The organism is Streptomyces sp. SGAir0957 (genome assembly GCF_043523415.1).
The window spans coordinates 73,362-88,762 of the sequence record NZ_CP027290.1 but is presented as its reverse complement, the minus strand read 5'-3'; the positions used below and the strand labels follow the sequence as shown (position 1 = coordinate 88,762).

Annotated in this window: 7 protein-coding genes; 6 read left to right on the top strand and 1 reads right to left on the bottom strand. The window is 73.6% G+C overall.

Annotated elements, in window-relative coordinates:
- Window positions 1-88 precede the first annotated feature (88 nt).
- A complete protein-coding gene (locus C1N81_RS00830) occupies window positions 89-8,929 on the bottom strand; it encodes a non-ribosomal peptide synthetase (protein WP_394425678.1) in 8,841 nt (2,946 codons plus the stop codon).
- Between the two features lie 351 nt (window positions 8,930-9,280).
- Here C1N81_RS00830 and C1N81_RS00825 point away from each other — a divergent pair, with 351 nt between their 5' ends.
- The 6 genes from C1N81_RS00825 (at window position 9,281) to sbnB (ending at window position 15,354) form a co-directional block, all read left to right on the top strand.
- On the top strand, window positions 9,281-9,751 hold the full coding sequence (locus tag C1N81_RS00825; RefSeq protein ID WP_394425676.1) for a cobalamin B12-binding domain-containing protein: 471 nt from the start codon (window positions 9,281-9,283) through the stop codon (window positions 9,749-9,751).
- Window positions 9,738-11,051, top strand: a complete 1,314-nt coding sequence (locus tag C1N81_RS00820) for a methylaspartate mutase (RefSeq protein ID WP_394425674.1) — start codon at window positions 9,738-9,740, stop codon at window positions 11,049-11,051. Before C1N81_RS00825 ends, C1N81_RS00820 begins: the two co-directional genes overlap by 14 nt.
- A gap of 72 nt (window positions 11,052-11,123) precedes the next feature.
- Window positions 11,124-12,140, top strand: coding sequence for an asparagine synthetase A (locus tag C1N81_RS00815; protein ID WP_394425673.1), 1,017 nt, complete (start codon window positions 11,124-11,126; stop codon window positions 12,138-12,140).
- Window positions 12,137-13,360, top strand: coding sequence for a glutamate synthase-related protein (locus C1N81_RS00810; RefSeq protein WP_394425672.1), 1,224 nt, complete (start codon window positions 12,137-12,139; stop codon window positions 13,358-13,360). The genes C1N81_RS00815 and C1N81_RS00810 overlap by 4 nt, the downstream gene beginning before the upstream one ends.
- Window positions 13,357-14,304 (top strand): 2,3-diaminopropionate biosynthesis protein SbnA, encoded by a 948-nt coding sequence (gene sbnA, locus C1N81_RS00805; RefSeq protein ID WP_394425670.1) that lies wholly within the window; start codon window positions 13,357-13,359, stop codon window positions 14,302-14,304. Before C1N81_RS00810 ends, sbnA begins: the two co-directional genes overlap by 4 nt.
- Before the next feature lie 42 nt (window positions 14,305-14,346).
- Window positions 14,347-15,354, top strand: coding sequence for a 2,3-diaminopropionate biosynthesis protein SbnB (sbnB, locus tag C1N81_RS00800; RefSeq protein ID WP_394425668.1), 1,008 nt, complete (start codon window positions 14,347-14,349; stop codon window positions 15,352-15,354).
- Window positions 15,355-15,401 lie beyond the last annotated feature (47 nt).

The following is a 15,401-nucleotide window of genomic DNA, read 5'->3' as shown; positions in this document are numbered from 1 at the left end:
CCCGGCCGGGCCCGCCGTCACTGTCACCACGACGGCGGGCCCGGCCGTACGCCCCCACCGCCGGCGCGACGGTGGGGGGCGTACCGCGTCATCCGGCCGGCGCGAACTGCGCGTTGATCGCGGCCATCATCAGATCCGCGATGTTCTGCGCCAGCTCGGCGGGGGTCGGGTGGTCGAACACCGCCCGGACCGGCACCTCGACCCGCAGGGCCTTGCGCAGTCTCGACGCGACCTGGGTGGCGAGCAGCGAATGGCCGCCCAGCTGGAAGAAGTTGTCGTGGACGCCGACACGTTCGATGCCCAGGAGCTCCGTCCAGACGGCCGCGATGTGCCGCTCGACCGTGTTGCGCGGTGCCGTGTACGACGTCCCGAGCTCCGGCCGCCTGCCGTCCGGGACGGGCAGGGCCGCCCGGTCGACCTTGCCGTTGGCGGTCAGCGGAAGCCGGTCGAGGAGCACGAACCCGGCCGGGATCATGTAGTCGGGCAGGTGGCGTCCGAGGTGCGCGTGCAGCTCGGTGATGCTCGGGGCGTCGGGCCCGGCGGCCACCAGGTAGGCCACCAGGCGTTTGTCGCCGGGCACGTCCTCACGGACGATCACGGAGACCTCGCCGACACCGGGGTGGGTGATCAAGTGGGCCTCGACCTCGCCCAGTTCGATGCGGTTGCCGCGGATCTTGACCTGGTGGTCGATCCTGCGCAGGAACTCCAGCTGCCCGTCCGCCCGCCACCGCACCAGGTCGCCGGTGCGGTACACCCGGTCGCCCACCTCCCCGGCCTCGAACGCGACGAACCGCTCCTCGGTCAGATCGGGCCGCCCCAGGTAGCCGCGCGCCACCTGGACGCCGCCGACCAGGAGTTCACCCGGGACGCCGACGGGCTGCGGAGCGCCGTGCTGGTCCACCACGAAGCACCGGGCGTTGCCGACCGGCCGGCCGATCGGCGGAACGGTGTCCCCGGGGACGCACACGGTGGACGTGACGATGACCGTGGTCTCCGTCGGGCCGTAGTTGTTGACCACCCGGAACGGCAGCCGGGCGTGCGGTGGCATCCGCAGCCGGTCGCCGCCGGTCAGTACGTAGTCGAGGGGGGTGTCCCGGTCCCAGTCGAGCGCCGCCAGCGACTCCAGCATCGGCGTCGACAGGAACGTGGCGTGGATGCGCTGCTCGACCAGCCAGTCCCGCAGCAGCTGCGGAGCGAGCCGGACCCGCTCGCTGGTGACGCAGCAGGTCGCGCCCCGGGTGAGGCCGAGCCACAGCTCCCACGCCGCGGCGTCGAACCCGACCCCGGCGAGCAGCCCGATCCGTTGGCCCGGCTCCAGCCCGTACTCGGCGGCGGTCCAGTGGACGAGGCTGACCAGGCCGCGGTGCTCGACCTGGACCCCCTTGGGACGGCCGGTCGAGCCGCTGGTGTAGATGAGGTAGGCCAGGTGGTGCGGGCCTGCGGCGGGCTCCGGGTCGGTGACCGGCATGCCGTCGAGGACTCCCCCCTCGGCGTCGCACGCGTCGAGGAGCAGCACGGGGACACCGGACGGGAGTCGGCCTGCCCGCGCGGTGTCGGTGAGGACGACCGGGGTCTCCGTGTCGCGCACCATGTACGCCAGCCGCTCGACGGGGTACTCCGGGTCCAGGGGCACGTACGCCGCCCCGGCCTTCAGCACCGCGAGTTCCGCCGTCACCAGGTCGGCGCCGCGGCCCAGGCACACCGCCACGGGCATGTCCGGCCGCACCCCGTAACGGGCCCGCAGGTGGTGGGCGATCCGGTTGGCGCGCGCGTTGAGTTCGCCGTAGGTGAGCGTGGCCTGCGCCGATTCGACGGCCACGGTGTCCGGCTGCCGGGCCGCCCGCTCCTCGAAGAGGCCGTGCAGGGTGGCACGGTCCGGATAGGCGGTGGCGGTGTCGTTCCACTCGACGAGTGTCGTGCGCCGCTCGGCCGGGGTGAGCAGGCACAGCTGCGACAGGCGGGACCCGGGAGCGCCGGCGACCGCGTCGAGGAGCGTGCCCAGGTGGCCGGCCAGCCGCTCGACGGTGTCCTGCCGGAAGAGGTCGGTACGGTACTCCAGGGTGCCGCGCAGACCGCCGGACGGGCCCTCGGACATGATCAGAGTCAGGTCGAACTTGGCGTCGGGCGGCGTCACGGCGAACGGCTCCACCTCGGCACCGGGAAGGCTCCAGGTGTGGCCGTCCGGGGTGTTCTGGAGCGCAAACATGGTCTGGAACAGCGGGTTGCGCGAGGGGTCGCGGTCGGGTGCCAGCTCCTCCACCAGGCGCTCGAAGGGAAGGTCCTGGTGGTCGTAGGCGCCGAGCGCGGTGTCCTTGACCCGGTCGATCAGCTCGGTGAACGCGGGATCGCCTGACAGGTCGGTGCGCATCACCAGGGTGTTGACGAAGAAGCCGATCAGGTCCTCGGTCTCGGCGCGGTTGCGGCCGGCGATGGGGCTGCCGACCGTGATGTCGTCCTGCCTGCTGTACTTCGACAGGAGCACCTGGAACACCGCCAGGAGCACCATGTACATGCTGGCGCCGTTCCCCGTCGCCACCGTCCGCAGCCGGGCGGCGACCCCGGCCGGCACCTCGAACGTCACGGTGGAGCCGCCGCCTTCCGGCGGCCCCGCCTGGCGCCGGTGGTCGCTGGGGAGCTCCAGCGGCTCCACTCCGGCGAGCCGGTCGCGCCAGTAGTCCAGCTGGTCCGTCAGCGCGCCACCGGCCAGCCGCTCGCGCTGCCACACGGCGAAGTCCGCGTACTGCAACGGCAGTTCGGGCAGGCCGGCCGGCTCCACCCCGGTCACCGCCGCCCGGTACCCCTCCCGCAGCTCGCGCGCCAGGATCCCCTCCGACCATCCGTCGGCCGCGATGTGGTGCACCGACAGCAGGAGGAACGCCTCGTCGTCGGCGAGCCGCACCAGGTGCGCCCGCAGCAGCGGACCCGTGGCGAGATCGAACGGGCGCCCCGCCTCGGCCTCCGCGATCCGCCGCGCCTGCGCCAGCCGTTGCTCCGGATCGGCGACGTGACGCAGATCGTGGACGGCCGTGCGCACCGGAGCCGCCGGATCGACGACCTGCCCGGGCTCACCGTCCTCGGAGACGAACCGGGTCCGCAGGACCTCGTGCCGCGCCACCATCGAGGTGAGCGCGGCGTCCAGGGCCGGTACGTCCAGTACGCCCCGGATGTGCAGCGCGAACGGGACGACGTACTCGGCGCGCCCCGGCTCCAGCTGGTTCAGGAACCACAGCCTCTGCTGGGCGGAGCTGAGGGGCAGCGGCCCGCCGGTCCGCGGGGCGGGGGTGATCCGGTCCGTGTTCTCGGTGTCGTCCGTGTCGAGCTCGGCGACGAGGGCCGCGAGCCCGGCCACGGTGGGCGCCGCGAACAGGGACCGTACCGGCACCTCCACGCCGAGCGCGGCCCGCAGCCTGGAGGTGACCTGGGTGGCAAGGAGCGAGTGACCGCCCAGCTCGAAGAAGTTGTCGTCGACACCGGTCACCTCCGTCCCAAGCACCAGCGACCAGGCCTCGGCCACCGCGCGTTCGGTTTGTGTGCGCGGCGCGACACCGCCCTCGGCCGAGCGCGGCTCCGGCGCGGGCAGCGCACGCCGGTCGACCTTGCCGTTCGGGGTGAGCGGCAGCCGGTCGAGGACGACGAACGCGGACGGCACCATGGAGGCGGGCAGCTCCCGGCGCAGCCGGGCCCGCAGACCCTCGGCGGTCGGCGCCTGCCCGTCCGGTATGACGTACGCCACCAGGCGCTTGTCACCGGGGACGTCCTCCCGCAGGATCACGGACGCGGTCGCGACGTCATCACCGGCAAGCAGCACCGACTCGATCTCGCCCGGCTCGATGCGGTGGCCGCGCAGCTTCACCTGGTCGTCGAGGCGGCCCAGGAACTCCAGTTGCCCGTCGGGCAGCCACCGCACCCGGTCCCCGGTCCGGTAGACGCGCCGGGGGGTGCCGTCGACGTCCACGGTGACGAACCGCGCCGCGGTCTGTTCCGCCAGCCCCTGGTAGCCGCGCGCCAGTCCGGCGCCGCCCACCAGGAGTTCGCCCGCGACGCCGATCGGCACGGGCCGGTCGTACCGGTCGACGACGTACACGACGGTGTTGCGCACCGGCCGGCCGATCGGCGGCACCGGTACCCCCGGCTCCACCTCGGCCGACGTCGTGACCACCGTCGACTCGGTCGGCCCGTAGTTGTTGACGACGCGGAACGGCAGCCGCAGCCCGGCCGGCAGGCGCAGCGCGTCGCCGCCGGTCAGGACGTGGGCCAGCGAGGTCGGCTCCGACCAGTCCAGGGCGGCCAGCGCCTCCAGCATGGGCGTGGAGAGGAACGTGCCGTGCACCCGCCGCGCCGCCAGCCAGCGCTTGAGCAGCTCCGGTGTGCGCCGCACCGTGTCGTCGGGGACGCACACGGTGGCGCCGGCCGCCAGCGCGGGCCACAGCTCCCATGCCGCGGCGTCGAAACCGAGACCGGCCAGGTGCGCGACCCGTCGGCCCGGCGCCGCGCCGAAGCTCTCCACCGTCCAGTGGATCAGGTTGACCAGGCTGCGGTGCTCGATCTGGACGCCCTTGGGGCGGCCGGTCGAGCCGCTGGTGTAGATGAGGTAGGCCAGGTCGTCCGGGGCCGCTACGGGCTCCGGGTCGTGCGCCGCCAGCTCCTGGACCAGCGGCCAGTCCCGGTCGCTGAGGAAGCGGTGGGCTGTGCGGGGCAGCGAAGCCGCGTGCGCGGCGTCGGTCACCACGTGCGCCGCCCCGGAGTCCTCGATCATGTAGGCGAGCCGGTCGGCCGGAAGATCCGGGTCCAGCGGCAGGTACGCGGCCCCCGACTTCAGCGCCGCGAGCAGGGCGGTGATCTGGTCGGGCCCGCGCTCCAGGCACACGGCGACCACCCGGCCGGCCTCGGCGCCGAGCGTCCGCAGGTGCCGGGCGAGCCGGTTGGCCCGCTCGTTCAGTTCCCGGTACGTCACCTCCCCGGCCTGCGACCACACCGCCGTCGCGGCGGGCAGTTGTGCGGCACGCTCCTCGACGAGCCGGTGCGCCGTCGTGGCGTCGTCCGCGGAGAGGGACGCCATCCCGGACCACTCGGTCAGGACACGGGCGCGCTCGGCCCCGGTCAGCACCTCCAGCTCCGACAGCCGCCGGTCCCGGTCCGCTGTCACCGCTTGGAGCAGGGTCGTGAAGTGACCGGCCAGCCGGGTCGCCGTCGCGTGGTCGAACAGGTCCGTGGCGAAGACCAGCTTCCCCTCCAGCGAACCGCCGGGCCGCTCGGTGAGGAACAGGGTCAGGTCGAACTTGGCCTCCTCGGTCCGCACCGCGAACGGCTCGACCTCGCACCCCGGCAGCCCCCACGCGTTCCCGTCCGGGGTGTTCTGGAGCACGAACATGGTCTGGAACAGCGGGGTGCGGGACAGGTCCCGCTCCGGCGCCAACTCCTCCACCAGGCGCTCGAGGGGAAGGTCCTGGTGGTCGTAGGCGCCGAGCGCGCTCTCCCTGACCCGGTCGAGCAGGTCACCGAAGCGGGGGTCGCCGGACAGGTCGGTGCGCATCACGAGGGTGTTGACGAAGAAACCGATCAGGTCCTCGGTCTCCGACCGGTTGCGGCCGGCGATCGGGGTGCCGACCGCGATGTCCTCCTGCCCGCTGTACTTGGCCATCAGCAGCTGGAACACCGCGAGCAGCGACATGAACAGGCTGGCGCCCTGCCCCGCCGCCGTCCGCCGGGCCGCGTCGACCAGCTCGGCGGGGACGGTGAAGGCGACCTCGTCACCACGGCCCGACCGCTCGGCGGGCCGGCGCCTGTCGGTCGGCAGTTCCAGCGACTGGAGTCCGGCGAGCCGCTCCCGCCAGTACTCCGCCTGTCCGTCCAGCTCAGGGCCTTCCAGGGTCACGCGCTGCCAGGTCGCGAAGTCCGCGTACTGGAGTTCCAGCGGGACGAGACCGGCATCGCGGCCCGTGACCGCCGCCCCGTACAACTCCCGCAGCTCCCGCGCCAGGATGCCTTCCGACCAGCCGTCGGAGACGATGTGGTGCAGCGCCACCAGGAGGAGCCACTCCTCCTCGGCGACCCGCACCGCCACCGCCCGCAGCAACGGTCCCGCCGCCAGGTCGAACGGCAGCCCCGCCGCCTCCCGCAGGATGGCGGACGCCGCGTCGCCGCCGAGGTCCCGCGCGTCGTGCACCTGGACGGCCACCTCGCGCGGCGGCTCGACGATCTGCACCGGACGCCCCGCGGCGTCCGCCACGAACCGGGTCCGCAGGATCTCGTGCCGGGCGACCAGAGCCGTCAGCGCGGCCGCGAACGCGTCCGGCGCGAACGGCCCCGTGACCCGCAGCCCGGCCGGGACCACGTACTCGGCCCGTCCGGGATCCAACTGGTCGAGGAACCAAAGGCGTTGCTGGGCGAACGACAGCGGCACCGGTCCCGCGGACCGTTCCGGACGCGGGGCCATCGCCTCGCGGAGGACGCCGGGCGCGTCGAGGGCGGCCGCCAGCGCCGCGGGGGTTCGCGCCTCGAACAGGGTGCGGTGGGAGACGTGCGCGCCCAGGTCCCGGCGCAGCCGGGAAGCGACCCGGACGGCCAGCAGCGAGTGCCCGCCCAGCTCGAAGAAGTCGTCGTCGACGCCGACCGGGTGCACGCCCAGCAGATCGGCCCAGATGCCGGCGACGGCCGCCTCGGTGGAGGTGCGCGGGGCCGTGTACGCCGAGGTCAGATCCGGACGCCCGCCCTCGGGCGCGGGCAGCGCCTTGCGGTCGACCTTGCCGTTCGGTGTCAGAGGGAGCCGCTCCAGCGCCACGTACCGGGCGGGCACCATGTGCTCGGGCAGATCCCGCGCCAGGGCCCGGCGCAGCTCGGGCGCGGCCGGACCGGTCCCGCCCGCCGGTACCAGGTACGCCACCAGGCGCTTGTCGCCCGGAATGTCCTCGCGGACGACGACGGTCGCCGCCGCCACGCCCGGCCGGGCGAGGAGGGCGTTCTCGATCTCGCCCAGCTCCACCCGGTGGCCGCGCAGCTTGACCTGGTCGTCGATCCGGCCGAGGTAGACCAGCTGCCCGTCCGGCAGCCACTTCACCAGGTCCCCGGTGCGGTACACCCGGGCGTCCGGATCGGCCGAGAACGGATGGGGCACGAACCGCTGCGCCGTCAGTTCGGGCCGCCCCAGGTACCCGAGGGCCACGTTCACGCCGCCGATCAGCAGCTCGCCCGGCACACCGACCGGCTGGACCTCACCGTGTGCGCCGACCACGAACACCTCGGTGTTGTCGATCGCGCGGCCCATCGGCACGTGGTCCGCCGTCGGGTCCACCGAGACCGTCCGGCTGACCACGTTGCCCACGGTCGCCTCGGTCGGCCCGTACTCGTTGACGACGGCCGTGTCGTTCGCGCCGCTCGCAAGGACCCGGTGCGTCAGCGCGGGTGTGAGGTCCTCGCCGCCCGCCACCACCGTCGCGACGGCGTGCCGCAGACCCTCCCGCTCCAGCCGCCCGACCAGCAGCTCCAGATGGGAGGGGGTCGCCTTGAGGAAACTGACCCGCGCGCCGGCCGCCACGAGCTCCACGGCCGCGTCGAACACCGTCTGCCCAGGGCCGGGATGCGGCACGACAAGGCGCAGGCCCTGCACCAGCGGCAGGAACAGGGCGGTGACCGTCAGGTCGAACGCCGCCGACGAGCACAGCAGCGAGCCGATCTCGGCGCCGGGCGCGGCCGGGTAGGCGCGGTCGCACCAGTGCAGATAGTTGACGACTCCCCGGTGCGCCACCCGGACGCCCTTGGGGCGGCCCGTGGAGCCCGAGGTGTAGATGACGTAGGCCAGGTCGTCGGGGCCCGACTCGGCGGCCGGGGCCGAGCCGTCACCCTCCGGCCAGCCGCGGTCGGTGAGCAGCAGCCCGGAGCCCGGCGCGAACAGACCGGCGTGCTGGGACTGGGTGATCACCACGGGCGCCGCACTGTCGCCGACCATGAAACGCAGCCGCTCGGCCGGGTAGGACGGGTCCAACGGCACGTACGCGGCGCCGGACTTGAGCACCCCGAGCAGCGCGCAGACCAGGTCCGGGCCGTGGTCGAGGCAGACCGCGACCAGTGCGCCCGGTCCGACGCCCCGCTCGCGGAGGTGGCGGGCGAGCCGGTTCGCCCGCTCGTCCAGCGCGCGGTAGGTCAGCAGCCGCCCGTCGTGCTCCAGGGCGACCGCGTCCGGCTGGCGGGCGGCCCGCTCCTCGACCAGGCGGTGAACCGTCCAGGTGTCGGGGTACGCGGACCGGGGGCCGTTCCACTCGGTGAGGATCCGTGTCCGCTCCGCCGCCGTCAGCATCTCCAGCGCGGCCAGTCGCGCCCCGGGTGTCGCGGCGGCGGACTCGGCGAGGCGCCCGAAGTGGGCGGCCAGGCGCTCCGCCGTCGCCCGGTCGAACAGGTCCGTGCGGAAGCCCAGGACACCCCGCAGCACGTCACCGTCGGCGGCCAGCTCCAGGGTGACCTGTGCCGTCGGTGCGAACGCGGTCGGCCCCTCACCCGCAGCGCGCCACGCGAACCAGGGCGCACCGTCCAGGGCGCCGCCGGCCGCCTCGGCGAGCGCGGCGTACGGCAGCGGGCCGCGCTCCTCGACGGCGCGTGCGACGCCGGCCAGCGCGTTCTCGAACGCCGGGTCGCCGTCGGGGCCCCGAACCGCCAGCGTCCGTCCGCCCTCGCCCCACACCACCACGGGGACGTCGCCCCGGCCGGTGTGGCGTGCGAGCAGCGCCTGGAACACGGTAAGGAGGACCGCCGGAATATCCGTCCCCCGCTCGCACGCCAGCATGGACAGCGCCCGCGCGGTCGCGGCGGGCACGTCGAAGAGGACCCGGTCCGAGGGGCCCGGCCCGTCGTGCGCCGGGCGCCGGTCCGCCGGCAGTTCGAGCGGCTCCAGGCCCGCCAGCGCGTGACGCCACTCTTCCACCTGGTGATCAGCCACCGTTCACTCCCCATCGTCAGCACGTTGTCAGCGGTACAAGCGGTCCAAGCGGTCCGAGCGAGACGTCCGCGACAAGCACGTTAGGAGGCGGGCGGGGGCGCCCCCAGTGGGCACAAATGACGCCCCGGCGGCTGGCCACAAGTGCCCAGTGCCGCGCGGGAACACCGCTGGCCACGATGGACGACGTCACCCGCCGACAGCCCGGACGTCTGGAGCCGACTCACCGAAGTGCCGCCCAACGCCCCTGCGGGGGCAGCGACTTCGAGGGCTCGATCAGGTCGGGGCGGGTCCGGATGACCGGCCCGATCGCAACGGTCGCGGCCCCCTATGGTGTCGAGAGGAAAGCCGGTCGTGTACGTGCGTCACCAGCCTTCGGAGAGCCCGCCCCACGCGGTCCTGAGCACCATTCCCTCGGACTCGCACACCTGGAATCTGCTCTTCCTCCAACTCGTCCTGGAGGAACAGGGATGGGAGGTCACCAACCTCGGTGCCTGCGTCCCGGTCGCCACCCTGGTCACCGAGTCCGCGGCGCGGCCCCCCGGCCTCATCGTCGTGAGCACCGTCAACGGCCACGGCGCGGAGGAGGCCCCGGCCCTGGCCCGCGCGGTACGCGCCGAGCCCGTCCTCACCCACGTGCCGCTCGTCATCGGCGGCAAGCTCGACACCGAGGGGTCCACCGTCCCCGACGCCCACCCCGAGCTGACCGAGGCCGGCTTCGACGCCGTCCTGACCGGGCCGAAGGCCGTACCGCGGCTGCTCGCCCTGCTCGACTCCCTGTCGCAGCCCGCGCAGGGAAGGGTCCACGCCCATGCCGCCCGCTGACCGCGCCCCCGCCGGCGTGGGAGCGCGCACCGGCCCCGCAGCCGGTGGCTCCTTCCACCGCTTCATGGCCGCCGCCGCGCGCTCCGGCACGCTCGTCGTCCAGCCCCGCATGGGCTTCGCGGACCCCGCCAGGATGCGCGCCGGTCTGCTCGCCACCCGTGACGCCGACGCCACCACCGTCGGCACCCTCACCCTCGACAGCTTCACCCGCGTCGGCGACTACGCCGCCGCCGCCCGCGCCGCCGCCCAGGGACACCCGCTGAACGGCTACCCGCTCGTGAGCATGCCCGTCGCGACCACCACCGGGCTGCTCGACGGCGTCCGCGGCGAGGACTTCCCCGTCCAGGTACGGCACGGCTCCGCACAGCCCGGCCGCATCGTCGAGGCACTGATCGACGCCGGACTCGACGCCACCGAGGGCGGCCCGGTCTCGTACTGCCTGCCCTACGGCCGCACCCCGCTCGCCACCTCCGTGCGGGCATGGCGCGAGGCGTGCCAAAGGCTCGGCGCGCTCCGGGCGTCCGGCGCCGAACCGCACCTGGAGAGCTTCGGCGGGTGCATGCTGGGCCAGCTCTGCCCGCCGTCGCTGCTCATCGCCCTCTCCGTCCTGGAAGGCATGTTCTTCCGCCAGAACGGCCTGCGCAGCATCTCCCTGAGCTACGCCCAGCAGACCAGTGCGAGCCAGGACGTCGAAGCCGTCCACGCCCTGCGCGCCCTGGCCGGCGAACACCTCCCGGACACCTCCTGGCACGTGGTGATCTACGCCTACATGGGCGTCTACCCGGAGACCCGGCCGGGCGCGCTGGCCCTCGTCGCGGACGCGGCCCGGCTCGCGGTGCGCACCGGCGCCGCACGCCTCATCGTCAAGACGGCCGCCGAGGCCGCCCGCATCCCGTCGATCGCCGAGAACGTGACGGCGCTGGAGACGGCGACCGGGGCCGCACACTCCGCGCGCCGCACCGCCCCGCCGCCGTCCACCGGCATCGAGGAGGAGGCCCGCGCCCTCGTGGAGGCCGTCCTCGGCCTGCACGACGACCTCGGGCAGGCCCTCGTCCGGGCCTTCGCCCGCGGCTACCTCGACGTCCCCTTCTGCCTGCACCCCGACAACGCGGGCCGCACCCGCAGCGTCATCGGCGAGCAGGGCCGCCTGGAGTGGTCCGACACCGGATCGCTGCCGCTCGGCCCCACCGCCACCGTGCACCGCTCCCGGCGCCTGACCTCGTCGGGGCTGATGCGCGCGCTCCAACACGTCAAGACACGTTACGACGGAGCCGCCGACTCGCTCGCCCGAGCGAGCTGACCACCCGTCAACTCTCCCCTCCCGCCGCCCTCCCGGGCCGGTGAACCGTACGTCGACCGGACAAGGACCGACATGACGCTCCAGATCGATCACCCCCTGACACCCGCCGCCGCTCCCGCCCTGCCCTCGCCGCTCGAGCACCTGCGCGACCCCCGCACCCGGGCGGCCCTGCGCGTGCAGCAGGCCCTGGTCGCGGGTGCGCGGGCCTACCTCCGCGCCGACGACGCGGTGGAGATGGCCCACCCGATCATCGGCCCCGTCACCGACCCCGGCTCGCGCGGTGCCAAGCAGGTGGACATCGACTACTACGGCCACCGCTACAAGCTGATGACCAGCGCCATCCTCTACAAGCAGGCGTCCCTGCTCGCCTACGACCGCATCTTCCTCGTCGCGCCCAACGTCCGCCTGGAGCCGGTGGAGACCAGCTCCACCCACCGCCACCTCTCCGAGTTCCGGCAGATCGACGTCGAGTACTCCGGCGCGACCCGCGACGACGCCATGGACATCGCCGAAGGGCTCGTCCGCCACGCCGTCACCACCGTCGCCGACGAGTGCGCCGCCGACCTCGCCGTCCTCGGCCGGGACCCCGACACCCTGCGCCGCTTCGTCGCGAAGCCCTTCGCCCGCGTCCCGCACGGCGAGGTCGTCGAACGCCTGCGCAGCGACGGCTACCCGCAGGCCGCCGGCACGGAGATCGAGTGGGAGGCCGAGGAGCGCATCTCCCGCCAGGCCGACGCCCCGTTCTTCATCGTCGGCTACCCCAAGGGCTCCCGCGGCTTCTACGACAAGGAGAGCCCCGCCGAGCCCGGCACCCTGCTCAACTTCGACCTGATCGCCCCCGAGTCCTGCGGCGAACTGTGCAGCGGCAGCGAGCGCGAGAACGCGTACGCCGCCCTGGTCACCCGGATGCGGGAGACCGGCGAGAACCCCTCCAAGTACGCCTGGTACCTCGACGTCGCCCGACACGGCATCCCCCGCAGCGCCGGCTTCGGCATCGGCCTGGAACGCCTCACCCGCTGGGTCGCGGGGCTCGACTCCGTCTGGCAGGCCACGGCCTTCCCGAAGCTCGCGGGGGTCGTGTCCCCGTGACCTACCTGACCGCACCCGGCCTGCCCGAGGACGCCATCCGCGCCCGCGCCCGCGCCGGAGCCGCCGCCGTCTTCCCGCCGGCCGAAAGCTACGGCACCGCCGTCTTCGGCGGCACCCCCGAGCCCGGCGACGAGATCGACGCACTGCGCCTGGCCCCGCCCGTCTTCATGCCCGGCCGCCTCGCCGAACTCATCGACCTCGGCCGCGAACCCCTCTACTCCGACGTCCGCCTCACCACCGCCCTCGGCGGCTTCGACGCCCCGGTGCCCGTGTACGTGTCGGCCCTCGGGTCCACCCGCGTCGCCGGCACCAGCCTCGCCCTCAGCCGCCAGGCCGGACGCCTCGGCATCCCCATGGTCATCGGCGAGAACGTCGCCCCCATGAACGGGTTCCGCAGCAGCGGCGACGACCACCGCAAGGGCCTCCTCGAACGCATCCTCGCCTACTGCGAGGAACTCCCCGACGGGGTCGGCGGCATCTGCGTCCAGCAGAGCACCGAGGACGCCGACTCCGAGGTCTGGAACCAGGTCTACAGCGACCCCGCCGTCTCCGGACTCCTCGCCACCGGCCGCCTCGGCTTCGAGATGAAGGTCGGCCAGGGCGCCAAGCCCGGCCTCGGCGGCCTCACCATGATCAGCGAGACGGTCGCCGCCGACCTCGACGGGCAGTACGCCGTCGAACGCCTCGCCCCCGACGGGGGAGCGGTCCTGCGCTGCTCCAGCCCCGGCACCTTCACCGAGGAGATCTTCCGCCGGCAGATCCAGCTCATGCGCAACAACTACCCGCGCGCCCGCTGCTGGGTGAAGCTCTTCCCCGGCCGGGACGTCGGCCGTGCCGCCGCCGTCGCCTGGGAGGCGGGCGCCCACGCCGTCACCGTCGACGGCGCCGAGGGCGGCACCGGCTGGGCCCCCACCGGCTTCCTCGGCCACGTCGGACTCCCGCTCGCCGAGTGCCTGCGCCGGGTGGACCCCGCCGGCCGCACCCTGCTCGCCAGCGGACGTGTCTGGGAGGGCATGCGCGCCGTCAAGCTGCTCGCCCTCGGCGCCCGCGCCGTCGGCCTCGGCCGCGCCGCGCTCGTCGCCGCCGACGAGGACCCGGACCACGGACTCGAACGCCTGCTGGACGCCATGGCCCTGGAGATGCGCATGGCCGTCAGCTCGCTCGGCCGATACGCGGCCGGCGAGACCGGGCCCGAGGACCTGTGGAGGCCCGAGTCGTGATCTACGAGCACACCTATGAGCTGGTCACCGACGACCTCTTCGTCCGGCTGGCCCGCATCGTCCCCGGCGCCGACGTCTTCCTCAAGATCGAGGGGCTCAACCCGGCCGGCTCGGTCAAGCTCAAGACGGCCCTGAGCCTGATCGAGGACGCCGAGCACCGCGGGGTCCTCACCCCCGGCGCCCGCGTCATCGAGTCGTCCTCCGGGAACCTCGGCATCGCCCTCAGCTCCATCTGCGCCACCAAGGGATACCCCTTCACCTGCGTCGTCGACCCCAACACCAACGCCACCAGCATCGACCACATGCGCGCCCTCGGCGCCGAGGTCGTCGTCGTGGACACCGTCGACGCCAACGGCGGCTTCCTCCAGTCCCGCATCGCCCACATCCGGCGGCGCGTCGAGGCCGACCCCTCCGTGGTGTGGCTCAACCAGTACGCCAACCCGGCCAACCCCCGGGCCCACTACGAGCAGACCGCACGCACCCTGCTGAAAGAGCTCCAGCACATCGACTACCTGTTCGTCGGCGCGGGCTCCACCGGTACCTTCGTCGGCTGCTCCCGCTACCTGCGCGAGTACTCGCCCGGCACCCGGATCGTCGCCGTCGACGCCCTCGGCTCCATCATCTTCGGCGCCCCGCCCGGACCCCGCCGCATCCCGGGCCTCGGCGCCAGCCGCGTCCCTGAGCTGTTCGAACCCGGCCTCGCCGACGAGGTCGTGCTCGTCGCGGAGGAGGACGCGGTCCACGAGTGCCGGCTGCTCGCCCGCACCCACGGGCTGCTCGTCGGCGGGTCCACCGGATCCGTCCTGGCCGCGATCCGCCAGCGCGCCGACGCGTTCCCCGCCGGCTCCCGCATCGCCGCCATCTCACCCGACCTCGGCGAACGCTACCTCGGCACGGTCTACAACGACGCCTGGGTGGACAGCCACCTCGGTGTCCTCGCCTGATCACCGTCCCGCACTTCTCCCACCCGCGAAAGGCACCCACGCATGTCGACTTTTCATGTGATCGACGGCACCGTCGCCCAGGACGTCATCACCTCCGCGCCCGCGGAGATCCTGGAGATCGTGCGGGACACTTACCTCCAGCACAGCCGCGGCGCCACCGTGAACCCCGACAGCTACTTCCTGCGCTTCCCCGACAACCCCGGCGCCCGCATCATCGCCCTCCCCGCCCACCTCGGCGGCGACGCCCCCCTGTCCGGCCTGAAGTGGATCGCCAGCTACCCGGAGAACGTACGGCAGAACCTTCCCCGGGCCTCCGCCGTCCTGCTCCTCAACGACGCGGAGACCGGCTACCCGTTCGCCTGCCTCGAAGCGTCCCTCATCAGCGCCGCCCGCACCGCCGCCTCCGCCGCGCTCGCCGTGGAGACCCTCGCCCCCGGCGAGGCGCCCCGCACGGTCCTCTTCGTCGGCGCAGGCGTCATCGGCCGCACAGTCTCCGACTTCCTCGCCGCCCGCGGCCTCAACGTCCGCGAGTGCCTCGTCCACGACCATGTGGACGCCTACGCCGAGAAGTTCGCCTCCTACACCGCCGACACCCACGGATGGCAGGCCAGAGCCGTGACCGAGATCGACGCGGCCCTGGCCACCGCCGACCTGGTCGTCCTCGCCACCACCGCGCCGACGCCCTGGCTCGCGGACGGCCAGACCCTGCTGCCGGACCAGCTCATCCTCAACCTGTCCCTGCGCGACATCCATCCCACGGTCATGGTCAAGTGCCACAACATCCTGGACGACATCGACCACTGCCTGAAAGCCCAGACCTCCCCCCACCTCACCGAGACGGAGTACGGCACCCGCGACTTCATCGACGGCACCCTCGCCGACGTCCTGCGCGGCACGGTCGTCCTCGACCGCGACCGGCCGACCGTCTTCTCCCCGTTCGGCCTCGGCGTCCTGGACCTGGCGGTCGGCTGCCACATCTACCGGACCGCCGTGGAGACCGGCCGCGCCGTCGAAGTGCCCGGCTTCTTCCCCGCGTTGACCCGCTGGTGAGCTGACCGCCGCGCGCCGACGCCTCTTCGCCCCGGTCCCGGGGTTCC

Bases quoted from the DNA above. Each gene is read 5' to 3' on its own strand.
- C1N81_RS00820 (WP_394425674.1), top strand. From the start codon at position 9,738: ATGCCGCCCGCTGACCGCGCCCCCGCCGGCGTGGGAGCGCGCACCGGC.
- C1N81_RS00815 (WP_394425673.1), top strand. From the start codon at position 11,124: ATGACGCTCCAGATCGATCACCCCCTGACACCCGCCGCCGCTCCCGCC.
- sbnB (WP_394425668.1), top strand. From the start codon at position 14,347: ATGTCGACTTTTCATGTGATCGACGGCACCGTCGCCCAGGACGTCATC.